Here is a 25,445-nt window from a genome sequence, read left to right on the forward strand (position 1 = left end):
CTTTATTTTATCTGGCTTACTTGTACATTGTAACATTAAAAATTACAGTTTTAAACTTTATCCTTACTTCTTCCTTTTTTACTTCTGACATTGGAAAAAGAATATTAAAAAACGCAGCCGGCTTCTATGCCGGCTGCGTTACAGAACCTTACCTTATATATCACTACGTAACATTACAGTACACGATTAAATTAAGGTGCTCTTTTCGGTAATAACTTCACGTACTCATCAGACAATTTCATCAGACTGAGCACATGTTCATAATCGGAACGATACGGTTCCAGATTTGTCACCGGTTCATAGGTTTTGAGCGAGTATGCCGTTCCGTCGTCAAAGCCTGCGCCCGGAATGAACATGATGTCATTGTTTACAAATGAACCTGTTGGCAAGTAATAACGAATGCCAAACGCGTTGCGATCCATGTTCAGCAAGTCATGCCCGAATGCCGTGAACTTCTCCTGCTGCAGCGATACGCCCATGAGGTTCATGACGGTAGGCAGGATGTCCAGTTGACCTCCAGGCTGCTCAACCACTTGCCCTCTCGTTTGTTTCGGCGTATGAATCATCAGCGGGATATTGAATCGGCTCACTTTTCCATCGTAAGGAATACCGAGGTTTGCCTGAATCTGCTCCGTAATTTCCTCTTCCTCTGGTAATCCGAAATGATCTCCATAGAGCACAAGCGTGGTGTTATCCCATAAACCATTTGCCTTCAACTCGTTAATCAGCTGACCTACCGCGTAATCGGTATAATTGATCGCCTGCAAATAATCATGCAGCAATTTATTTGTGATCGTTGCGGGAATTTCAATTCGTGCACGATCAGCCGGGACAGTAAACGGCGAATGGCTCGATGCTGTGATGAACTGAGCATAGAACGGCTGATTCGCAGCCTGATGCGCAGTCATTTTTTCCACACCCACCCGATACAATTCTTCGTCCGATGGCCCAAAATCGTTGAATTTGTCATTCGTGAAGCTCGGTTTATCAAAGTATCGCGTGAACCCGAGGGCAGGATACATCTTGTTGCGGTTCCAGAACGTTACGTCGTTAACGTGATATGTCTCCGACTCATATCCATTTTGGGACAGTAGTTTGGGTAGACTCGGAAGGTCACGGTCACTATACCCGGCTGACATCGGCACTACCCCTGTAGGATATATGGATGTATTCGACATAAACTCCGCATCCGACGTATTTCCTTGACCGATCTGTTGGAAGAAATGAGAGAAATAATAGCTTTCTTTTGCAAGATTATTCAAAACCGGTGTTAATTCTTGCCCGTTCAACGAAGCGTTAATCGGGAAATTTTGAAAGGATTCCAGTTGAAGCACAATCAAGTTGCTGCCTTTTGCCTGACCAAAATATTTTGCCTTCACCGCCGTACCGTCTGCCCCTTTGTTCTGGTACGGATACTGGCTAACCAAAGCATTGATCTTGGCAATCGTTTCATTAATGTTGCCATTGGCAATCGCTTCATTCTCCTTGCTCGTCAGAATTGCAGAGGACACTTGATAGTTCAGGAAACCGAGATTTTCGGCCCGCACCAGTTCGTTATCAATCGTTTCCCCTTTGACAATAAAACTGCCGGACAAAACAATGCAGAACGCCGCTGTAAGTGCCACGCCAAGTTTGCCCCAATAGCGTCTACGATTTCTGCCAAATGTCAGGCTACTCTCCTGGTAATTGCTGTGATATGCCCCCCTGCTGCGTCTGCGCCCTATAAACCTGATTGGCACACCCAGAATAATATCGGCAAAAAACAAAAAGTGCTGTGGCTTAACCAGTGGCCCTATACTTCCTCTCACTTGGGCAACCTGCCCTAGCTCGCTTAACGCGGTGTAGGTAGGAACCGAACTAAAGTGTGCGTTATACAGCGTAGCCGCAAACAGAACAAGTGAGAACAGGACATTAAATGCCCCGTATACCGTTCGCTTCCAGCTCAGCGGCACAATGAGATCCAGCACGCACACTATGGTGAGCGCAGCGAGTGCATCGGTTAACAGCCCAACACCCGACAACCCATTGAAAAAGAAATATCGTAGAAGGGACAACTTCAGCAACATTAAAATAAACAAGACAACAAATAAGGCCCGTGATGATGTCTGCCTGCTTCTATTCATTGATCTAAACATGGTCTTTTTCAACCCTTATCTGAAATTTTTACGTTCGTTTTACAAAACGCATATTTCAGTATAACAGTTTTCGTGTTACTGTTCCATTGAGGATATGCTATATAAGCAGAACTAAAATGATTTACACGGGCACTCCAAAGACATAACTCAGGCAATAGTCGAGATATCTTCATTTTGGACACTCTGCTTGTCACGTGATGCTCGAATGACTGCCTGTGCTGCCGCAACCCGAACCCATGGAATCTGCTCAGGTCTGCAACATACAGCCCCTATTTTAATATCATGAATAAACGCAATCGATGCTGTATCTTGGATGTATTCACTGGTTATCGACGTTTTCAGATATGGTTTTCGAATTTGCCCTTGAGCAGCAGCCGTCCCTATTAAGCACCCTACGTTTTCTATATCACGGATGTGAACAGGATTATTTCCAAGCTGAAAAGCATGACCAACCACCCGTTCTCGCTCCGCTACTTCCTCACGCGTACAACCAAATGTGGATTGTGTCAGCTCATCCGCATCAAACGAGACAAAGTCCGCATAACTCGCAAGCTGTACCGCGGTCATTGCAGCTTTTGGTGTTGTAATCGAGGCTCCCACCTTATAAACACAATGGCGGCGCTCTTCACCGAGCACCTGTTCTGCCACATGATCTGCCAAGTCCCTCATCTGTTGCATTTCTTGAACATGCTCTACATGCGGGATCATAATTTCAGGACGCACCCACAACCCCTCTCGAATACTCTTGACCGCTGCCCGAAAGATAGCCTCCAGCTGCATTTCATGGATCTCGGATAAAACGATAGCCAGATGAATGCCCTGCTGCTCCACCGTATTTGAATCCGGCCATAGCTCCTGTAGTGGAAAATCAAATAATTGAATGGTCACTGGACGTCCGTCCATCACTTCAAACAGATATTCGATATCAGACTGCTGCATCGGCAACAATCGTTCCAATCCACGCCTGCGCTCTGCTTCCGTACCCGCCATAACCATCTTCTGCACATAAGGTTTTCTGGACGGAACCAACAACATGGTCTCGGTTTTACATAACCCAATTCCTTCTGCACCCCAAGCTCGTGCCTGCCTAACCTCAGCCGTCTGTTCCACCTTTGCCAGAATAGATAACTCTTTTATTTCATCAGCCCATTCCAGCAAACGTTTCAGCTCTGGCGACTCCTGTTGCATACACGCCGTTAAATCTTCTGATCTCAATCGAAGAATGGCTTCCTCTTTTGAAATCAACCCCTCATGTACGTAATCTACTGCGCTCCTGATGGCAGCAATTGAACTTAATCTCGCAGGCTGCACAAATTGTATACAGATGGAAGACGGGTTCACCACATAGGTGAGTTTCTGCACAACTCCTGTGCGCTTCTCTAACTCCGTACACATCATCTCAAGCTCTGTATAGCGTACAGGATTATTTCTTTTTAAATATGAGAGCGCATGCACCATGCCAGACTTGCTTCTCGCCGGAAGATAATCCCCCATAAGACCTTTTTCCCCTGTTACCGGGTTACGGGTGTATACTTTCCCTGTCCCTTTGTAATCAGCACAATTACCTTGTACCACGGCCTGTATAAGCACAGGCTCTTCCACTTTTGATTGTTCTTTTATGCTATCTTCTGGCACATCATCTCTATTATTCATCTGCTCAGCAGAACAGAACACCGCTCGCACCGCTGCTTGAAGCTCGAGATACACATCCTGTGGAAAAGGACTTCCGTCGATCGCCTGAATCGAGGCTTTGCATTCCGCAATTAACGCTTCAAGCTCCGCCTCTCCCGAAAAATAAGACTCTGAATCCACTGGCTGTGCAGTAGTGATATTAGGGATACCATGCACCATACGCCCATAATGCTGCAGGCTTACCAGATAACATTGAAGTGCATATAAACGATTACCAGTCTGGCGAGCAAAACCTTCGACGGTACGATCATTCAGGCCCACGTATGGTATGATGCATTGTTCAACCGACGAAGATGCAACAGCCTGATCTGGCTGCACGTTAAGCAGAAGTGGACGGATGGGGTCACCAAAAGCTGCACCCGTTTGTTGCTCCAGACACCAGACGGCACCGTCCAACTCTTCCTTTATCTCATCGGAAAGATGACCTAGACGGGTACAACATGCGCGGCTGCCTTCCGTCGTGACGATCATTCCCACTGGAACAGACCATCCAGCTTGCATCAGTTCTGCAAGGGCAGCACCGATACTATGCGTCAGCCCCTTCATCTGTGCAGTACCTTCCTCCAATAGCAATACCCGTTTTGTCATTTGCAACACTCCCATCTGCCGTCCATGGCTGTGATCGAATGAGCAGCGTTCTTAATCCGTGCTGCCTTCACTCTAATGTTATGTTGCAAGAGCATCATCAAAGACTACACGTTCAGCATTTTGTAAACGTTATTCTGTTTTTTGGTTAAATTCGAATCACTTTCAAAGCAAAAGCCCCCTCAGCATGAGCTGAAGGAGCTTTTGTAATAAATCTATCATTCTGTAAAATTTGGTGAAATGAAATAACTTCTCTTTATAGTTTTGTATAGTGAGTTAAAATAAACTTAAAATTTCTCAGCACCCCAATACCACGGAAAGTCTGAAAACCCTATTTCTGGATAATCAAGTTCCTTAACAAAACCTTGCATAGTCATTTCTGTCCAATGTAAATCGATAGCCTCTTTCATTTTTGTATAAACCCCAGAATCCTTACTAAACAGTCCTGTCGATAATAGAGCATGAGATGAATTCCTCAAAGCGTACTGAAGCTTTGCGTTTTCAGGATCATCAATTGAATCTATATATTCAACCATTATATTTTTAAAACTATTTTTAAGTTTATGGAAAATCCGCTCAGCTATAATATTTTTATAACGAGATCCCTGAAGCAGAGGCGTTATAATTGGATGCGATTTGTTAAAAATATGTTCGTACGCTCCTGAATCAACAGGAATACAAATTACTTGTGAAGATTTATTTTCAATATCAAATAGTATTTCTTCTGCAACTTCAAATCTGTTTGGCCCTCCAGAATCTTTCTTTTTCAAGTCATATTTACACAATATTTCAATTTCTATACCAGGTATAGGAGACAATAAATATCTGCACATGCTAAGTTTATTATTGATTTGAGAATCGAGAAACACTGAATATACTAGATTATCCATATTGTAGAACTGCCTTATATTGAATCCGTTTAAGATTATTATTGGTATTTCCTTATGTTTAGTAACAAAATCATTCATTTCGTTAGTGAATTCTTCCACATTATAACTTTCAATTATACCCAACCTCTCATAAGAAAGTAACTCCGCACCAAACTTTCTGACTAAAGTACCTTTCTCAGTAATAACTGGGAATGATAAATATTTTTGAAAGAAAATTTGTGCTTCTTCTGTAATAGCTTCATTATAATGAGAACGCACTTCTATAAAACCCGCTTCAAATAATAGATCTACATAGTTATGATACTCGTTTAATGAATGATTCTCCTTATACTCATCAAGATGTTTCTGAAAACCAGATATAATTGCATGTTCCAGGGCCATTTTAATTTTTTTAAACCTTTCGTCTTGGATAACCTCTGTTCTGTCTGGAGTTATGGCTAGACTCCCACGTCCGACAATGTTAATATCAGCAAATATATTCAACCAATAAGGAAACATTTGAGTTAAAGATTTTGAAATCTCTAACTTAAAGTTCCCTTCAGATGTATGTGGAATTCCAAGATTAAAAGACCTCTGCGTTATACAACCAGATACTTCACCATCTAATCGTACGTTTGATCCATTTACAACTTGCAATTTACCTTCAATCTCAATATCGCCCAGATTACCTAAATCAACATCAAATAAATAATGCGTAAATGATTCATCCGTTAACTCCAAATTTCTGCGTCTATCTATACTAAAACTCTCTTTATCTAAATGCTCATTGAATAAAGAGTTCTCCACTATTGATACTCCACTATGTTTAAACTCTTGATCTGTTGTTTTGATAAAAATCGGAAAATCTGGATGTGGAATTATTTCCTCAATAACTTGTACAATTGAATATTCAGAAAAAGGATGGCCTTTCTTTAATTTAAGAGATATCTTCGTTCCTACATGTACTCGTTCCGAATGTCTTTTTACACAATAACTATGAGCTGTTGGAATTTCATAATAAATAGGTAAAGGAGGTACTAATGGATTTTCAGGTTCCATTCTACTTTCAATTACCATAGAATCAGCCACCATAAATGCAGAAAGCACACCTATACCAAATTCACTTACTACATCAAGATCAGTATCAAAAAATCTTGGGTGTTTATAATAACTCGTTCCGACTTGTAAAAAAAATTCATTAAATACATCATCATCCATACCAATTCCATTATCTTCAATGATAAGAGTATCATTCTTATACTCGATAGTTACTTTAGGTTCGAATCTTTCTAATTTGTCACTACCAAGAAACATCCTTGCCTTTATAGCATCAATTGCATTTTGCAGGAGCTCCCTAAGAGCTGTAATTGGACTACGATAAAGACGTTGTCCCATTAATAATTCTATTATTTTCTCGTAATGTAGATGAAATTTAACATCACTATAGATGTAAGATCCATCAGATCCTATACGTTCCATATTAATGGGTTCTTGTAACAAAAGTAGATATTTAGAAGAAATTTCATCGTGATAGTTTTTCAACAAATCAATACTCTCTTTTCTTTCTATCTCAATCCATTCCATAAAAATTCTCAAAGCTCTCTCTACCTCTGGGGAGGTACACTCAGCCTCAAATACCACTCTATTAGAAGAGATGTCCCAACCGATGATCGACCTGTGCTTTTTCCACTCTATTACACTTGTTGGATCTTCAGGAGAAACAAAATCATAAATAACTTTAGGAGTTCTTTCAGGGTCTAGATCCAATATATCAGCCATACGAAGAATTAAAGATACATATTGAATATTTACATATTTTTCTCCAATCAGAGTATTTCTGGGGTATCTACGATTATCTTTCAAGCAAGATACAGGTTCTCCATGACTATCGCATATGTTTATTAAGTACTTAAAAAGCAAAATATCGTTAATAGCAAGCTTAAATTCACCTTCCAACAACGTAGTTTCAATAAATTCTGCTGACCTCTTCACATGATTTCTTCTTAAATACTCTGTAAAAATCTTATCTTCAATTCTCGTAACTGCTCTATGGTTATTAGTTTTTTTAAATTCTAAATAATCTTCGTATATAGGATCAATTTTCATTAAATTTTGGTATTCAGACGAGCCTAAAATAATTCTCTCTTTTTCTGATAATGAACACGTCATTCCTATATCATGTAAGAAAGCTGCTAAAATTAAAAAAGTAAGTTCAATATCATTTAGTTGTACTAAAGTCTCAGGAGGAATAATACGTCCCATTATACGAATTATTTTTAAACTATGTGTCTCATCGTGAAGTGTATATTCACGCATATTCTCAGGGATACGAGCCAATAGCGGTGTTACATGACTAACAATTTTCAAAACTGATTGTGATAATTTTTGTGAACTATCTTCGACCAACAAGAGCTGCTTAAATAACACTGCATTTTCTACATTCAAACCCTTCAAAGTAAATTTCCCCTTTTTAGTATGTATTAATTAGATTTATAGAATAAATAAGTAATATCTCTTGTACTAAATTACCAGTTAATTTTCGCTATTTCTTTGATTGGGATGAAAATTTGACCTTAAATAAATTATCTATGATTCTTTCGATCTAGTTACATAATATTAGGATAAATATAGCATGCAAATTTCCAAAATTCTACACTAATAGGACAGATGAATTTTTATCTAATGTGTTCAGAACCATATAAATTAGCCTTAAAATAATTTGGATCTTAAGCTTCCGCTTGTATTGGGAAACTCTTTTTAAAAATGGATACCCTGCTAAGAGCGCAGGGGCAATTTTTCTTGGGCGTAACCCTCATACAACCGATTCACAAACGCATCCTGCTCGCCATCCTGTAGCCAATAACTGCCGATCAACCCAAAATCATCGCTGACATAACCGGCTAACTCCGGTTCACCCGTTAAGCTTATCGTTCGTTTAAAGGCAATCTCCCTGATCTGTCGCAGCACTTCATCTTCGGCAACGGCGGAGTCCCCGGCATAGCGTTCATAGGCCTGCATCCACTCATCTGCAAATGGGGCTTCGTCCCGTTCATCCAATTACGCCTCTACATCAAGCCCTTCGAAATTTCGTTCGTTTAGCAAGCGTCCTTCTTTCAAATCGTGCAACAATGTGTTTACATCGCCTTTGCTCATTCTGTCACTCCTTCTTCTCCTTCTTCAAATACATCTCAGGTATAACAAAACGTTTCATGTGCTTGCTAACATCTGCTGTAAAATGATCCAATCCCCGTTTCTCGTACTCATCGAGCACACATTCGAAGATCCGGGCAATGATACCGCAATCTGCCAGTGCATCATGTCTGTGAATGCCTTCTGTATTCAGGTCGTAGTACCGGATAAGAAAGTCCGTAGAGACAACGTCCGTTACCTCGGGATGAATATATGTGAACATCGCCTTGGTATCCAGCACCTTATTGGTAAAAATGGATAACCCGAATTCTTGACAATGACGCTCTAACATAGGCAGATCATATTCATATCCTGCATGGGTGACAAGTACCTGGTTCCCGATAAAGCTACAGAATTGCTCATATACCTCATTAAAACGCGAAGCCTTTAACATTTCTTCATTTGTAATACCGGTAAGTTTCTCTACCGCTGCTGGAATCGGTTTGGATGCCTGAACTAGAGAAGAGAAACTAGGTTCGCCAAGGCCCTCTCCCCTTTTATAAGGCACTGCGCCAAACTGAGTGATACTCTCCACAGTCGTATCAATGCCTGTTCCTTCCAGATCAGATATGCAATATGTTCTATCCAGCAGCGACGTCACGTTTAATTCCTCCACCGTGTACATACCTGGCTCAAATGTAATTTTCGCAATGTTCACTCCCCTTCTTCTCGATCACAATCAGACAAGTGCTGTCAGGCAAAGATGCAGGGTTCCCCTTTTCATCCATAAAAACAATTCGTTCTGCCAGCGCTTCGGTATAACCCTCTTGCAGGAAATGATGCAGCTTGATGATCTCCGCCTGCTCACCCAACGTTTCACGTATGCATTTCTCATAGGCTTGGGGTGTAAATACGCCAAACTGCTCCTGAATTTCGTGTACATAAGCTTCCTCGCCCCAAGTATAGGTGTACAGGAACTCCATCGCATCATTAATCGGCATCATTACTTCATCATCCGATATACGTTCAAAAATGATCTCGCGCCCCTTGAAATCTGCTGCATAACGCTCCAGCCAGCGCAACCCGTCTGGCTCCAGGAATCGAATTCGTCGTTTCTGCGACTCAGGCTCGCTCATAATACCGTCTCGGATAAGGATTCTTCCGCCTGCGGAGAGCACCTGAAAAGCACTTTGCAGCGCCGCCGCCACCGTATCTGTATTGAATCTGCGTCCGTCACGCTCAATATAGGAATACAACTCATGCAGAATGGAGGAAAAGATAACCGTATCCACTGTGCCAGACTCCACATACTGAGCAAGCTGCAATGCATCCCCTTTCATCACATGCCAGTGACGGGACTCTCGCTGCTTTTTATGCTCCAGCGCTTCGATCACGTTGGCCGAAATATCAATGCCAATCGCCTCAATCTCCGGCTTCTCCTGCTCAATCAGATCGAGCAGAACGCCGCCGCCCGGACCGATGTCAAGCACACGCTTGCCAACCATGTAGTCCAGCAGCACTTTTTTGTAATCCCCCGAACTGTTCATGTCCGAAAGGTACGTCTCTTCATTGTGAAACCGATCATACGCATCCCGGCGCAGCCCAAACAAATCAAATAATAACAGCACCGCCTGTTCGTACAATGGAGATTTCTCTGCTTCAATGCAAAATGCAATCAGTTTCTCGGCCGCAGGCGAGAATTCAAAGGTCACGAATAGCGTATCTGGCAGATCAGGATATCGTTCGACCCGATGTCCAAGATGCGGATAAGGTAATTGCTCTCCAGCAATGATCTGCTCCCATGAATACTGCTCCAGATATTTTTCAATCATACGTTTCTTGTAGATATTCAGCTTTTTGGCACCTTTGTAGTCGTAATACATCGTGTTCATTAACGGTTCAAAGCTGATATGACGAATAGAGGTCACAGAAGAAGCGTTAGAAGGACTCGTTTTTTCCTGGTTCCATTCTTCGCTGTGGAGCGCCAGCAAAAATACTTTCACCATCTCTTCCAGCGAAAAATCCCGCATAGCTGACTCCACATACCACAATGTACGTGAAGCCATCGGAGCCAGTTGCTGCTCCACAGGAAACTGCTGTTCAAGCTTGGCATATGTTTCATCGATGGCTTCACCTTGCCGGATGGAGTTACTTCTCAGGCGGGATAATCGTTCTTTCACGCTCCAGTCCGTATGTTCCGTGCCTGTTACGATCCAGTTCACGATCTGCTCTACTTCACCCTGAACCTGATTCCAAAGATCGGGATCAACGGCTGCAATAATACATTGGTTCAAAGCCATCAGCAGGGTACGCAGTTCACTGTCGGTAACCCAGCCTTCGGTCATCAAAGAACGCAACGGTATATTCTCCGCAAACGGAATTTCACCCCTTGTGTATTGCCCAATCAATCCGTGCGTGGATATTAAAATGCGAATGATCTCCTGTTTCGGAGAAGTTGCCGGCTCCAGCCCATTCGATCCGTCGGTTGCATATAAACTATAGAGCTGAGCTGAGCCAATATTATGTACAAACAGGTTAATCCCCTGCTGCTGCCACGTTCTGCGTTGATCCAGCGAACCTCCTTTTGCCGTCTCCGACCAGGCCAGCACTTCCTCCAGCAGCTCCTTCATCCAGAACGAAAGCTGGAGTCTGTCCAGCACCTGAAGTGTATGCTCCGTGTAATCCAATACCGCATTGATCTTCTGAAGCTCAGCAATCGAGTGAATACGCTCCAGATTAATACGCGGCTTCTCCGCTGCTACTAACCATTGCAGCCATTCCGGCTCATGTTGCAAATGTTGTTGTTGTGACTTTCCTGATTTATAACGTTGGATCGCTTCCAGCGCGTGCAGCATGATCCTTCACCCTCTTTATCTCATGATGTTGTATGAACTGTTTCATCTACCAAGCGGAGTCTGTCCCGCACAAATTGAAGCAAATATTCCGCCTCCGAGGGTGGCAAACTTTCATCCAGACGTGCTGCAGCTACAGGCAGCATCCAGGCTTCAATCTGTTCACGAGTGATCCCCGACAAAGCTATATAATGCTCTATATACCGCTGCAAAATCAAACTTCGAGCCTGCTCAAATCCTTCCCGAATCGCAGGCTCTGCATCATCTGGCAGTTTGCCGCTCATTAATATTACCCACGTCCGAGCCACATCACCCGCAGGATCTCCCGTCATTCCTGTCATCCAGTCGATGACACAATGTTGTCCCTCGTCCTTGCCTAACATTACATTATCGGGATGATAGTCACCGTGGCAGAGCGCCCGCTGTTCAGGCAATGCGAACAAATACTCCAGCAGGCCCTTCTGTTCAATAGCTGAAAAGCTGGATACTCGCTGAATCGCATGCTCCAGAATCTTTTTTTGAAAAGGCATTGTATTGCCCTCATCATGTACCTGATGCAGTTTATACTGAATTTCTGCCATTGTGGATGATAGCTGTTCCAGCAATTCCGGCTGCTGAATCATCAGCGATAACAGCGTTGTACCCTCGAAGCGTTCAAATACGATGCCCGTGCGCGTCGCGTGATCCATTTGTTTTACAGCACGAGGAACCGGCAGCCCCTTATCGTACACCAACTGACTGATATGATATTCATTCTGTACCGCTTCCCCTGAGAACCCTGTCCGGTATAATTTTAAAATAAGACCATCTGTATAATGGTAGATTTCCGATGTTCTTCCTTGTCCCATCAGCTTCATGCACTTATCCCTCCACTTGAAAAATGGAATCAATAATCAGTGGCAGATTATCTCTGACGGAAACGGCTCCGAAGACGGATCTTGCGTGCACTCCCTGTTCTTCAAAAACCTCTACCATCAGATCCGAAAATCCATTCAGCACTTTGTGATGTTCTTGATAGGAAGCCGAGGCATTGATAAAACCTTGCACCTTCACGACTTGTTTGACGCGATCCAGCGATCCGAGCACATCCCGAACAACAGCAAGTACCTCTAGTCCGGCGTTACGGGCAAAGTCATACCCCTGTTCGGTCGTGAATTCCACACCAAGCTTGCCGCGCTTATACGTAGCCGGGCCTTTTCCTGATACATACATGATGCCATTTACAATTACGGCGTTTGCATATTTCCCAGCAGGCGCACTGGATTGTGGAAGCTTGATTCCCATTTCTTGCAGTCTGGCTTCGATCATGCTCATAACCAGGACACCTCTCTCATTTTATAATAAAATGAAATGCTTCTGAATGTGATTATGTTTTTGTGTTTTATGCTTTCTTAATCCCATCCCGTCCATTGTACTCCTGCCTGTATGTTCTTGGCGACATCTGTACCGCGCGCTTAAACATCTTGCCAAAATGCGAAAAATTACCAAATCCCGCCAGTAGGGCAATATCCGTTACTGACTCTTCACTTTCACGCAACAGACGCTGTGCCTCCTTCACCCGCAATAAATTCAGATAATCGCTAAAGGCAAAACCCGTCGTTTGTTTGAATAGCCGGCTTAGGTAATGTGGACTGATCCGAAACTTGCCTGCCACCTCAGGCAGCATCAGTGGATTCTGATAATTTTCATTCAGATAACGAACAACCACTTGAATCTTGGGGTGAAGAACAGGGTCATGATCATCCGCTTGTATACGTCCTAGCTCACGGTGACGGTACGTATGCAGCAGCAGTTCCAGCGTCCGGTGACGCAGCAATATTCCACTTCCCTCGTCGGACTTACGCATTTCCTTCACCATCTCTGCCGCGATTCCCTCCGTCACCTTGGCGATAGGAGCAGGGAATCTCACAATGGGTATGTCCCAGCGAAAGGGCTCGGTTAACCCCTCTTCAAGCTCACTTGAGACCGCCATAGCGGCAAAAAGTTCCGGCTGCAGGTATAACACAATTCGCTCATGGCCTTGCATTCCGCTTTCCAGTGTTTTATGCACCGTGTTGCGGTTCACAAATACCAAGTCCCCTGCTTTGATTCGATACGACCGATCCTTGATAAAATAAATACGCTCACCAGAAAGTAAATAATACAGCTCATAATGGTCGTGAAAATGATCGTCTGGCATAGAGTAATACCCAATACGACGATCATATTCCATATGTAGTAAATTCGTTGCATCATGGTAATCCGCACGATTGGCTTCGGTCATAGCGTTCTCCCCTTTTCACAATTATAGCAAAATACGCGGCGTTTGAAAGCGGTTACGCATAAAATGCGGCGAAAGAAGTGCTCCTTTGTTATAGGCTAAACTTACATTCAAGGAGGCGATATGCATGGGCAACAAAAAACGTTATGTATTGGTCGGGACCGGCGGTCGTGCCGAATTTTTCTATGGTGCCTTGACCCGGGATTTCAGTGAAACTTCCGAGCTTGTTGGTTTTTGTGATATCAATCAGGTTCGTTTAAATTATGCAAATAAGCTGCTGCGAGAAAAATATAACTATGCTGAGGTGCCCACTTACCTGGCAGATCAGTTTGACCAGATGATTGAGAATGAGAAGCCAGACTACGTTATTGTCACCAGCGTGGATCGGACTCACGATAAATACATCATTCGGGCCATGGAGCTTGGCTGTGATGTCGTTACCGAGAAACCGATGACGATCAATGAAGAGAAATGTCAGGATATTCTGGATGCTGTAAAACGTACCGGACAGAACGTACGTGTAACATTCAATTATCGTTATGCACCGCATCATACGAAAATACGGGAGCTTATTCTGGACGATGTCATTGGCAAAGTGACTTCCGTTCACTTCGAATGGCTGCTGAATACCCGTCACGGCGCAGATTATTTCCGTCGTTGGCACCGGGACAAGCGCAATAGCGGCGGATTGCTGGTACACAAATCGACGCATCACTTCGATCTGGTGAACTTCTGGATTGGCTCACAGCCAGATACCGTATTTGCATTTGGAGATCTGATGTTTTACGGCAGGGAAAATGCCGAGGATCGCGGGGTTACTCAATTTTACAACCGTGCTACTGGCAATCCGCTCGCTCAGGATGATCCATTTGCCCTGCATCTGGATTCGGACGATCACCTAAAATCAATGTATCTCGATGCCGAGACTGAGGATGGATACCAACGCGACCAAAGTGTGTTTGGTGAAGGGATCAATATCGAGGATACGATGGGTGTGCTTGTCCAATATCGGAACAAAGCAATTCTGACCTATTCCCTGGTTGCTTATCAACCGTGGGAAGGTTATCGTATCGCCATCAATGGTACAAAAGGTCGTATTGAGATGAATATTACAGAGCAATCCTATGTCAATTCACTGGGCGATAAGAGCAAGGAAGGCGCTTTGATTGGCAAAACGCTACGTGTGGTTCCATTGTTCGACGCACCTTATGAAGTGGAAGTGGAAGAAAAAGAAGGCGGTCACGGTGGCGGCGACCCTGTGCTGTTGAACGATCTGTTCGGCGCGCCGTCAGAAGATCCTTTCCACCGTGCAGCTAATCATGTAGATGGCGCCCGCTCAATTCTGACAGGTATTGCAGCCAATCGTGCTATTGCAACTGGCCTGCCTGTTAAGGTTGATACCTTGGTTCAATTCTAAATTCGGCCTATTGTTCTTGAAAAGGCAAAAGATCAGAGACCTGGAATCTCTGATCTTTTGCCTTTCTGTTTTTCATTCCACAAGCACATCACATCTCAGTACGTATCACCCGGCATGAACATGGGCTGCCAAGTATTCACCATCCTCCTTGCTCCGTTCATATACTAGGTATAAACAATGAACGGAGGATGACTTATGAGCTGGCAGCATCTTCGCACAGGTAAAACACTCCAGCAGCGGTTGGCCCAATTCCAGGGACATCTTGCTGAGCTTAACACCCCGCGTACCGGTTTAGAACCCGGACGCATCCGCCGGGTATTCCCTCGTAATTTTGTCAAAATAAATCATCAATTATTTATTCCGCTCAGCCTGAATTCCATTCGTGTATTCAACATTCCTCGGACACAGCGAGGAATCCGGGTTGGCATTCGTACAACATTTCCTTCGCGCAACGCATTCAGGAACATCAGACTGGTTGGCGTTGGACTCAATTATATTGAACTGCAAGGTAGGGGCAGAGTCCCTTCGCGTATTCTGTTTCCGCTTTCCAGCGTGGAGTCGATCTATCGGCCTCACAAACGAACCTATAAACGGAAACGTGGCTGTATCCGCCGCAGGTAAACCGGAAGGAGCTGCCCATTCTATATCCCTGTGTAGCAGCTCCTTAAACGAAAAAGCGGTGAGAATCGGTTATCTCCGCTTCTCACCGCGAGGTTTGATACCTATCGACGACACAGATGATCTGTGCATCCTTTTATCTCTGAAACGCTCTAGCCGAATTCAATCAAATGCCTGTCCAGACATCCTTGGCATAACGGCCTTGCTCTTCAAGCTGATTAAGCCAGGTTTCTGCCTCTTGTTCCGTTTTATCCAGAATGTCTACATAAGCCTGTTTCAGCGTCGCCTCCACATCCGGAGCCATTTTACTGCCATCTCCGCAAATGTACAGATGTGCACCATTTTCCAGCAAAGGAATCAACAGATGTGCATCCTCTTTCATCCGGTGCTGAACATAACACTTCGCTTCCCCCTGAATCCGGGAGAATGCCGTATGAAGCTGCACCAGCCCCTCTTGCTGTGCGGTTTCAAGTTCGTTTTTATACAGATAATCTTGCTCGGGATTGCGGCAGCCAAAGTACAGATGGGCTTCACCAACTTGCTCACCTTGCTGCTTCATCACATGTCTCGCCTGCAAGAAACCACGGAATGGTGCTACACCCGTTCCCGGCCCAACCATAATGACAGGCACCTCTGGACGCTCAGGCAGCTGGAATCCAGATTCCGGGGTACGGACAAACATCACAACCTCATCCCCAGGCTTAAGCCCAGCCAGATAATTGGAAGCAATACCTTTGTATACCCCTTGTCCACTCCAAGCGGGTGCCTCCACCACACTTACCGTAATGCTCGCTTGAGCTGCTTGCACTCGCGGCGAGCTGGAGATGGAATAATATCTGGCCTTTAACGAAGGCAGCAACTCAAGGAAACGGTCAAACGGCAGTTCACATGCTTCATATTTCTCCAGATAGTCCAGCATCGATACTCGTTTGCCACGCACTTCCTTCATATATAACGACTCATCAAGTAACGCCTCAAGCTCCTTCTTATGTGGCGGGCAGACCGTATGTGCAGCAAGCTCTCTCAGCTGTGCACGTGTTGCAGCCTCCTGCAGTTCCACACTATGGCGGAGCAAGTCGTACAAGTTCACTGGCTGTTGCAACGGAAGATGAGCTGCGCTTCGACCCGATGCATCCAGTACCAGATGCTCGGCTCCGGTAAATCCATAGCGACGAAGAACTCGCTCTACCAGCTCCGGCGGATTTTGTGGCAGAATGCCCAGATGATCGCCTTCCTTATATGCGATTCCCTCGGGCAGTTTAATCTCCAGATGTCTTGTACTCCGCTCACTACCTGCATCATGAAGTTCCCGATTCTCGAGTACGGCAGCAGCATGTGCGTCATAAGTTTCCACCAGCGGAGTAACCGCCATTCCACTGACAAACTGTACAGACAGTGAGCTTCGCTCACTCTTGGAGTCCGTATTCAGCTTCAATTCCAGTGTCCGCGCCAAGTCAGGCCATAGTTGTTCTGTCCAATCCTCCACCTGTTTCTCAAAATCACCACTGGCATCCGACTCACCAAGAGATGACAGACGCTTTGCACCGCGTGAGCACAACTGCTCATCAATCAAACGTGGAATGCGTTGATATGTGCTAGTCCAGTTGTGATCACCACAGCCTAGCACAGTATAGTTCACACCCTTGAACTCGTCTGCATCTGCCTGCTCAATCCACTCTATGAACTTTTTGGCGTTGCTTGGCGGCTGACCATTATAGGATGCACTGACAATAATGACAGCTCCTTCTTTAGGGAGATTGCCGACGCGATCATCCAGCGCAGCGACTTCACTGCGAAAACCTTGGTGTCTGGCAGTATCCGCGATTTCACGCGCGATGCCTTCCGCCGTCCCCAGGTTGGAGCCGTACAGGACAAGCATAGGGGTATCATGTGCATCCACGACATCTTGCTCATTCTTTTTCACAGCAGTAGCAGGCTCTTGCACAGTCAAACCAGGTATCGCCATCACAGGTTGACCTCCGCGTGGACGTACTCGAATGATGAGATGATCGGGTTTAAGTGTCAGGGTTTCCTTGACCTTTAACTGATAATTCGTATGATCGATGAAGTCAAAATGCTTCAAAACCATGCTGAGCACGAGTGTGGCTTCCTGAAGAGCAAACTGCTGACCGATACAGGCGCGTTGACCGTTACCAAACGGTTTGTACGCGTTATGAGGCACTTTGCTTGGATCTTCGAACCGCTCAGGCCGAAACTCTTCTACGTCGTCTCCCCACGCCTCACGGTCCCGATGCAACTTGGGTATGAGCACGCTGACACTGTCTCCTTTTTGCAGCGGATATCGTCCGCCAAGCACTGTATCTTCTTTTGCATACAAAGAAAATGCTGGCGCGGTTGGCCACAAGCGCAATGCTTCACTCAGCACCATACGTATATATTTCAATTGACGAACCTGATTATACGTCGGCACCGGATCTTTCAGAATTTCATCTGCTTCTGCCTGAGCTTTCGCAAGTTTATCTGGATTTTTCATCAAATAATACACCGCAAAAGATAACAAACCGCTTGTTGTCTCATGTCCAGCAATCAGGAATGTGATAATCTGATAACGGATATTCTCATCATCCAGTGTTTCGCCTGTCTCCGGGTCTTTACCGCTAAGCATGTGAGACAGCAGATCATCTGCCCCTTCCTGCGGCTGTGCCTTGCGCTCTGCAATGATGTGATCCACCAGCGAGAACATGGAACGGATGTCCTGTTCGAATTGTTTCTTTTTGGTAATCATCAATTTATCCTGCAAACGCAGACGCTGCAACGAACTCATAGATTCATCCAATGCACGTACCATGCTTGTAATGAATGGATGTGGTTCTTCTCGATAGAAGCTGTTAAAACGGTAGTTAAATCCGCACAGGCCTATGGTGTCTAGCGTCAGACGAGTCATATCATCCGGTACATTCACCGTTTCATCGGGATTAAGCCTCGACCATTTCTGAACCAGCTGTACGGCGAGATCCACCATTTTGTTATGGTACCCTTGCATCGCACGCTGGCTGAAGCTTGGGAGCAGCACATTATGTGCCTTTTTCCAGTTAGGCTCGTCCGTCCAGCTTGTAAAGAGTCCATCCCCGGCAAAAGCACGCACCTTGGCGAGCGGAGCCCATACTCTTTTATCAAATTTGGATTCATCCGTAACCTCGGCTACGTATTTCTCACTCGAAATATAAAGCTCACTTCTTCCAGGGTAATCCATGCGAAAAATAGGGCCGTACGAATCTGCCAGCTTAACCAAAGACTGTGTTGGCTCGTCAAAATTCAACTGCGGCAGGTTACCTAATGGGCCGTACGTTTTGGGCTGAGGCACTGAAATGGGTGGCATAGCTCTCACTCCTTCTTTTTCTTAAAATGTAAATGATGAATTCTGTTGAATCAGGCTTCAATTGAACCCCTGTTTCGACCATGTGTGTGTGAATATGTCATACCCAAAACTAACTGACCACAATCGTAATATGGTCAATTCGAAGTAAAAAAAATGGGTGTTTCTCTTTGTCTATCTTTACCATATCATTTCCAGTTCTAATCTTCAACTGTCCTAAAGTCTTAGTTTCTCACATCCGTATTCTCATATCTCTAAAAAAAACAAAAACTGCCCTCGGCAGAAAATCCCACCAGCAGGACAGTTATATTCACAGTCGCTCCCCAGTTTCATACGGACAAGCGCGGAAACGAGCTAACCAACAATTAAACCATATACAATTCCTGGGCCATGAACTCCGATGGTCAAATCATTCTCAATATCGGATGAACGGCTGGGACCCGAAATAAAATGAATGCCTGCCGGCAGCTGCTCTCTTCCTGCTTCGTCGAAACGGTTCAGTGTCTCACCAAGTCTTGTATACAGTCGCTCAACCGGAATAATCAGGATCAGCACGGTTGGCAGAAGACTGACGGAGCGTCCCTTCTCCGGGGAAGACAGCACGGTAACCGAACCTGTATAAGCAGTCGCATAATCCGCCATCACGACACCGATATCCGCTTCGGCTGCTCGGGCTTTCCAATCCACATCCGGAGCACTGTTCCACACGGAAACTTGTCTATCTGGAAGCTGTTCCTCCAGTCCCAGATCCGTAAGCGCCTGCTCATTCTGACGAATGAGATATTTAGCATTTAATTCATGAGCTTTATTGGTAATAAACACCGCAGCTTCTTCCATATTCTGCATTCGGGCGATATGAGCACCGACACTGACAAAGTTATCCGTAAACGCCTGAATTCGCTGCTCCTCATCCCATTCCAGCTCATTCCAAAAGTCCGGGGCACCTCGAAAAGCATGGGTCGGAGCATGGCGCTGTCTAGGCCTTTTTAACTTGGCCGCGATATCGTCCATGAATTTCTCCTGTCTGCGCCGCGACTTTTCCTCCATAGCTGCAAGCCATTGCTGATGTTCACTTCCCATGCTTCAACCCTCCCTCCCCGCGATCACGAATAAGCTGCTGCATACGCTCATGTACAGACGAATCCATAACAGTATGCTGCTGATCCAACTCTTGCTCCAGATTGTCCCATTGCTGCCGGAAGGATTTTTTCGCTAGACTGGGAGCCACTCTATAGGAGTTCCAACCTTTAAGCGGACCAAGCTTTAACGAGATGCCATCATTACGAACAACAGCCTTCTGCCCGATCTGCCCAAGCCGAATAGCGACAGCAAAACGTTTGGAATTCGCTACAACAGCTGCAAACCCTCTCATTCCCATGCTCTCCAGCTTATCTCCATGTCCGTTTTCAACCTTACGTCTCCGTAAATAAACGAGCATATCATGCAATGGAATCTTGACGGGGCAAGCTTCATAACAAGCACCGCACAGACTCGATGCACTTGCAATATCGTTCCACTCCTCAATGTTACCGTTTAATGCAGGAGTCAGCACCGCTCCAATCGGGCCACTGTAGGTTCCGCCATAAGCATGACCGCCAATGTGCCGATATACCGGACAAGCATTGAGACATGCTCCGCAGCGAATACAGTTGAGCAATTCCTGGAACTCAGGATCACCAAGTTGCAGAGATCGGCCATTATCCACAATAATGATGTGCATTTCATCCGGGCCATCAGCATCTGCCGAGCGACGCGGGCCTGTAATACCCGACATGTACATCGTGAGTTTCTGCCCAGTGGCAGAACGAGGCAGCAAGGTCGCCATAACCTCCAGGTCTTCCCAAGATGGTATGATGCGTTCCATACCCATCAGTGTAATCTGTGTTTTTGGAACGGTAGATACCATGCGAGCATTGCCTTCATTTTCAAATAACACCATCGAACCTGTCTCGGCAATAGCAAAATTGCAGCCTGTCAAACCAATGTCGGCTTCCAGAAATTTTTCACGCAGCTTCTTGCGCACAAACCCTGCTAGCACTGTCGTATCGGGCTCCAGCACCTCTCCTGCTTCCTTGGACAGCAGCTCGGCAATTTGGTATCTGTTTTTGTGAATCGCCGGAATGACGATATGAGATGGCGCCTCACCCGCAAGCTGTATGATGTATTCGCCAAGATCGGTTTCAATGGCTTCAATCCCTGCCGTTTCCAGCACATGATTCAGATGCACTTCTTCCGACACCATGGATTTGGATTTCACTACACTTACAGCTTGTTTATGAACCGCAATGTCCAGTGCGATTGACGCTGCTTCCGCAGAAGTGTCTGCAAAATGGATATGCACACCGTTCGCACGAGCGTTGTTCACGAATTCATTCAAGTAATAATCGAGATGCGCAATCGTATGCAGACGGATCTGACGTCCACGCTCTCGCCATTCTTCCCAGTTACCATGCTCTTCCGAGGCTGCCTTCTTGCCATTACGCAAACGTTCTGTCGTAAACTTCACGGCTTTGCGAAGAAAATCATCATTCAGTGCCAAACCCGCACGGGATTTGACCGTTTCATTCATAACACCAGGTTGGCTCATCCGGTCTGCACCCCCTCATATAACAGTTCTGCCAGATGCATCACACGTACAGGTTCGTTTCTGTACCGAAGGTTGCCCGCAATATTCATCAGACAAGCCATGTCCAGCCCAACAAGTACTTCGGCTTGTGTTTCTTTCACATGGTCCACCTTCTCGCTCACCATCGCCCCGGAGATATCCGACATTTTAATGGCAAATGTACCCCCGAACCCGCAGCAATCTTCTGCATGAGGCAGTGGAACCAGTTCAAGTCCTTTGACTTTGGAAAGTAAAGCCAGCGGTTCATCCTTCACCCCAAGCAGGCGACTACCGTGACAGGAAGGGTGGTACGTTACCTTATGTGGGAAATGTGCGCCAACATCCGTCACACCCAGCACCTGTACGAGAAATTGCGTGAACTCGTAAGCCTTGGCCTCAAGTCTTTTCGCTTTTTCCAACCATTCCGGCTCATCTGCAAATAGCTCAGGGTAATGATGAATCATATAGGTACATGAGCCTGATGGACACACGACAAAGTCGCTGTCATCAAACGCTTCTAATATTGTTTTGGCAGCAACCCGAGTCTCATCCCAGTATCCGCTGTTATAAGAGGGCTGACCACAACACGTCTGCACTTGCGGAAATTCAAGACGAATGCCATGAGCGGCAAGCAATCGGACCATTGCCTCCCCCACTCGGGGATAGATGGCATCACTGAGGCAGGTTATAAACAAGGAGACCTTCATCATTACACGCTCCAATTAACAATTTATTTCAAGGCCAGCATTCAGGCATCGTTATACTGTAAGCACCCGTAAATGATACGCACTGCACAGGGAAGTCTGCTCTTCACTCAAGGGTTGATCCGTAATGATGGTGTGTACAGTATCCAATTCGGTCACACGAGCAAAAGCCCGAATGCCAAACTTGCTCGCATCAGCCAGCAGGATCACCTGATCCGCGATCCCCACCATCTTCTGTTTTAATCTGGCTTGAAGTTCATTCGATTCACTGATGCTGCCGCTTTCCAGATGTACACCTTTGCAGGATAAAAAAAGTTTGTCCACATGATAAGTTTCGAGCGAACGCTCTGCAAGGGGTCCAACAAAGGATAAGGAACGAGCAGCCAGCTGTCCTCCCGTGGAGATTACCTCGATTTTGTCTCGATTGCTCAGCTCAGTAGCAACTTGAATCGAGTTGGTTAACACCGTCAGGGGCATATCTGGCATATTCGCCGCCATATACCCAGCAGTGGTACTGGCATCCAGCAAAATACGATCTCCAGCTTGAATCAGAGCCAAAGCCGCATCGGCAATCCGTTTTTTCTCTATCGTCTGTGTCGTTTCCCGAATTCGGTAAGGTATCTCCGGCTGATCTTCCTTCACACTAACCGCTCCGCCGTGTGATCTGCGCAACCGGCCGGCCTGTTCCAGCCGATCCAGATCACGGCGAATTGTTTCTTCGGTTACTCGGCATCGTTCACTAAGCTCGGATACTCGCATGCTGCCCTTGATGTTCACTAACTCCACAATCCGGTCGTACCGTTCTGCAGCGAGCATGTCTACACCTCACTCCCGGTTTCTGTCTCTGGTGTTATAGCCGTTATTCGTACAAACAGCTCATACGCTTCTTCCCATGCCTTCCTGTTATCCTCCGGCTCATATTCTTTTACCGGGAATGAATCTCGAATGACACGGCGTGCTTCCCAGATATCCTTAAACGCTCCGCTCGCTATCCATTGCACAGCCATATTTCCAATCGCACTTCCCTCCGCTGGCCCCGCCCAGACGGGCTTGCCGATGGAATTCGCTGTCCACTGGCACAACAACTCATTCTGAATGCCACCGCCCACCATATGCAATCCGCCGAATGACTGACCTGACAGCTGCTCTGTCCACTGCAGAACTCTGCGATATTTCAAAGCAAGACTCTCCAGAATGGCCCGAGCTATGCTTCCCTGATCCTCTGGAACAAGCTGTCCTGTCTTGCGGCAGTATTGGCGAATCCGCTCTGTCATATTGCCCGCAGGCAGAAACAGTTCATCATCCGGGTCGAACAGGCTGGTAAACGCCGGAGCCGTCTCTGCCTTCGCCAGCAAGGATGCATAACTAATTCCTTGCCCTTCGCGTTCCCACTGTCGCATGCATTCTTGCAAAATCCAGAGACCCATAATGTTTTTGAGGAGACGATATGTGCCGCCTGCGCCCCCTTCATTCGTAAAGTTCAACGCCAGACTCTCGGCACTGATGACCGGCTGGTCCAGCTCGGTGCCCATCAGGGACCATGTCCCGCAGCTTAGATAAACAAAGCTTCGTTCCGTCGCTGGAACCGCCACCACAGCAGATCCGGTATCATGCTCTGCTACAGCCAGAACGGGAATGGATGCAAGGCCGATATCATTACGTATGCTATTGCGCAGCTGCCCAACAGGGGTCCCCGGCAACACCACATCTCCGAACCATTGATCTGAAACACCGATATGGGCGAGCAATTCCCGATCCCATTGTCTCAGAACCGGATTGTATAACTGTGTCGTCGTCGCATTCGTGAACTCATTCACCGCTTCTCCAGTGAGGAAATAACGTAACAGATCAGGAATCATCAGAAAACGCTCAGCTTCACGCAGCAATGGAGAAGCACTGCGCTTAAGTGCTGCAAGCTGGTACAATGTGTTAAACGGAAGAAACTGGATGCCTGTCCGTTCGAAAACCTGCTTTGCCGTTAACTCCTGACAGACCATATCCATCAAGCCGTTGAACTGTGTGTCACGATAATGATAGGGATTACCGAGCAGTTCACCGTTGCTGCCCAGCAAACCAAAATCCACACCCCAGGAGTCAATCCCCAGACTCTCCGGTACTTCAGCTTGTTGTTTTACAAGCGTTAACCCCTGAAGCACTTCATGATGCAGTCTTAGAATGTCCCAGTGCATCCGTTCTCCGGCTTTCACAGGTTCATTTTTGAAGCGATGAATTTCCCGGGTTTCGATCCCTCGATCATTCAGCTGCCCAAGTATAGCTCTGCCGCTTCCCGCACCCAAATCATAAGCCAGTACACCCACTGCTTTCCCACCTTCCAGCAAGTTATCGTCTTCCAACCTTCATATCTATCTTGGAACCTGAAGTCAAATCACACTGGCCGACCACCATGACTTATACCGTAATCTTCACTTAACTCTTTTCCCTCTGCTGCGCTTTCATCTTTACTTTCTGCCCGAACACTCTTTGTTTGTTTTTGTTTTATACTGTTTAGTTTTATTTAACGAGTATATCATCATTGTAAGCGTTTGAATACCCATGAATCCGCTTTCCTCACCCCACAACAAAAACGACTCACTCCCTTTCGGGAGGAGCCGCTGCTTCCTTTTTACATATAAAAAGGTTCATTCTTCGTGCCAGATTGCCCTGACTGAGGTTGGATATCTCGTTCAAAATGTTTAAAGCGTGTACCCTGATAGGTCAACATGCCTCGATCCTGCTCCACCAGCATACCGTACATTTGACCGCCCACATTCAGTTCCAGGCGTTCTCCATTGTCAAACTCAAAGGTTGCGTAATAACTCGTTGTAGCACTGCTGTCCCCACTTCCACCACTAACCTCCGTTCGTTTTGTAACGACTCTGGAATGTAAGGTGAGTACAGCTGCAGCATTGTTGGAAGACCATGTTCGTACACCTGAGAAGATAGCATATACGATGCCGCCTGCCACAACCAGAAACACGATACCGATTAGAATAGGGACAATTGTACCCATCACTCCAAGCTCATTGAACCCGGAAAAAAAACCACTCTGATTGCCCTCAAACCCCGGCACGCCGCTCATATCATCGAATCCCCCGAAGCCATCTACACTTAACTGGCCCACTGACGAGAATATGCCCGTAACCGCCATAACACATCGTTCCTTTCCCCAAGCAAAATAACACCTCACCGCTTCCTGTTCAGGAAATGGTGTATTGGCAGACACCCCTTCTGCCTTGTCCATA

18 protein-coding genes are annotated in these 25,445 nt (G+C 45.8%); 2 read left to right on the forward strand and 16 right to left on the reverse strand.

All coding sequences use genetic code 11. The features are described from left to right. Positions 1-191 precede the first annotated feature (191 nt). From ACR8BL_RS04330 to ACR8BL_RS04370, 9 genes are all read right to left on the reverse strand, one after another. The gene (locus ACR8BL_RS04330; RefSeq protein WP_434751480.1) at positions 192-2,123 is read right to left on the reverse strand and encodes an LTA synthase family protein; all 1,932 of its coding nucleotides are present in this window, start codon (positions 2,121-2,123) and stop codon (positions 192-194) included. 159 nt (positions 2,124-2,282) lie between these two features. Then, positions 2,283-4,415 (reverse strand): putative PEP-binding protein, encoded by a 2,133-nt coding sequence (locus tag ACR8BL_RS04335; RefSeq protein ID WP_434751481.1) that lies wholly within the window; start codon positions 4,413-4,415, stop codon positions 2,283-2,285. Between the two features lie 284 nt (positions 4,416-4,699). Beyond that, positions 4,700-7,735 (reverse strand): HD domain-containing protein, encoded by a 3,036-nt coding sequence (locus ACR8BL_RS04340; RefSeq protein ID WP_434751482.1) that lies wholly within the window; start codon positions 7,733-7,735, stop codon positions 4,700-4,702. A gap of 321 nt (positions 7,736-8,056) precedes the next feature. Then, positions 8,057-8,338: a hypothetical protein gene (locus ACR8BL_RS04345; protein ID WP_434751483.1), complete on the reverse strand. Its 282-nt coding sequence runs from the start codon at positions 8,336-8,338 to the stop codon at positions 8,057-8,059. 100 nt (positions 8,339-8,438) lie between these two features. Next, on the reverse strand, positions 8,439-9,128 hold the full coding sequence (locus tag ACR8BL_RS04350) for a 3'-5' exonuclease (protein WP_434751484.1): 690 nt from the start codon (positions 9,126-9,128) through the stop codon (positions 8,439-8,441). Then, on the reverse strand, positions 9,103-11,265 hold the full coding sequence (locus tag ACR8BL_RS04355) for a class I SAM-dependent methyltransferase (protein ID WP_434751485.1): 2,163 nt from the start codon (positions 11,263-11,265) through the stop codon (positions 9,103-9,105). Before ACR8BL_RS04355 ends, ACR8BL_RS04350 begins: the two co-directional genes overlap by 26 nt. 20 nt (positions 11,266-11,285) lie before the next feature. Beyond that, entirely contained in the window at positions 11,286-12,119 is an 834-nt protein-coding gene (locus ACR8BL_RS04360) for a phosphotransferase family protein (protein WP_434751486.1), read from the reverse strand. A gap of 4 nt (positions 12,120-12,123) precedes the next feature. Then, positions 12,124-12,576: a RidA family protein gene (locus tag ACR8BL_RS04365; RefSeq protein WP_434751487.1), complete on the reverse strand. Its 453-nt coding sequence runs from the start codon at positions 12,574-12,576 to the stop codon at positions 12,124-12,126. A 67-nt stretch (positions 12,577-12,643) separates the two neighbouring features. After that, positions 12,644-13,525 (reverse strand): helix-turn-helix domain-containing protein, encoded by an 882-nt coding sequence (locus tag ACR8BL_RS04370; protein WP_434751488.1) that lies wholly within the window; start codon positions 13,523-13,525, stop codon positions 12,644-12,646. 124 nt (positions 13,526-13,649) lie between these two features. Here ACR8BL_RS04370 and ACR8BL_RS04375 point away from each other — a divergent pair, with 124 nt between their 5' ends. Together ACR8BL_RS04375 and ACR8BL_RS04380 are read left to right on the forward strand one after the other, a co-directional pair. After that, positions 13,650-14,939: a Gfo/Idh/MocA family oxidoreductase gene (locus ACR8BL_RS04375; RefSeq protein ID WP_434751489.1), complete on the forward strand. Its 1,290-nt coding sequence runs from the start codon at positions 13,650-13,652 to the stop codon at positions 14,937-14,939. A 195-nt stretch (positions 14,940-15,134) separates the two neighbouring features. Beyond that, on the forward strand, positions 15,135-15,560 hold the full coding sequence (locus ACR8BL_RS04380) for a hypothetical protein (RefSeq protein WP_434751490.1): 426 nt from the start codon (positions 15,135-15,137) through the stop codon (positions 15,558-15,560). Positions 15,561-15,723: 163 nt separating this feature from the next. Here the strand turns inward: ACR8BL_RS04380 and ACR8BL_RS04385 are convergent, their stop codons facing one another. From ACR8BL_RS04385 to ACR8BL_RS04415, 7 genes are all read right to left on the reverse strand, one after another. Continuing rightward, entirely contained in the window at positions 15,724-18,897 is a 3,174-nt protein-coding gene (locus ACR8BL_RS04385) for a bifunctional cytochrome P450/NADPH--P450 reductase (RefSeq protein WP_434756575.1), read from the reverse strand. Positions 18,898-19,248: 351 nt separating this feature from the next. Next, on the reverse strand, positions 19,249-19,974 hold the full coding sequence (locus ACR8BL_RS04390) for a LutC/YkgG family protein (protein WP_434751491.1): 726 nt from the start codon (positions 19,972-19,974) through the stop codon (positions 19,249-19,251). After that, positions 19,964-21,481, reverse strand: coding sequence for a LutB/LldF family L-lactate oxidation iron-sulfur protein (locus ACR8BL_RS04395; RefSeq protein ID WP_434751492.1), 1,518 nt, complete (start codon positions 21,479-21,481; stop codon positions 19,964-19,966). The genes ACR8BL_RS04390 and ACR8BL_RS04395 overlap by 11 nt, the downstream gene beginning before the upstream one ends. Then, positions 21,478-22,206, reverse strand: a complete 729-nt coding sequence (locus ACR8BL_RS04400) for a (Fe-S)-binding protein (RefSeq protein ID WP_434753011.1) — start codon at positions 22,204-22,206, stop codon at positions 21,478-21,480. Before ACR8BL_RS04400 ends, ACR8BL_RS04395 begins: the two co-directional genes overlap by 4 nt. Positions 22,207-22,257: 51 nt before the next feature. Next, entirely contained in the window at positions 22,258-23,019 is a 762-nt protein-coding gene (locus tag ACR8BL_RS04405; protein ID WP_434751493.1) for a DeoR/GlpR family DNA-binding transcription regulator, read from the reverse strand. 2 nt (positions 23,020-23,021) lie between these two features. Then, positions 23,022-24,521 carry a rhamnulokinase gene (locus ACR8BL_RS04410; RefSeq protein ID WP_434753012.1) on the reverse strand — a complete coding sequence of 500 codons (1,500 nt, stop codon included), beginning with the start codon at positions 24,519-24,521 and terminating at the stop codon, positions 23,022-23,024. 305 nt (positions 24,522-24,826) lie between these two features. Then, positions 24,827-25,444 (reverse strand): DUF2500 domain-containing protein, encoded by a 618-nt coding sequence (locus ACR8BL_RS04415; RefSeq protein ID WP_434751494.1) that lies wholly within the window; start codon positions 25,442-25,444, stop codon positions 24,827-24,829. Position 25,445 lies beyond the last annotated feature (1 nt).

This window comes from Paenibacillus amylolyticus (assembly GCF_051136285.1).
GTDB classification, from domain to species: Bacteria; Bacillota; Bacilli; order Paenibacillales; family Paenibacillaceae; genus Paenibacillus; species Paenibacillus amylolyticus_F.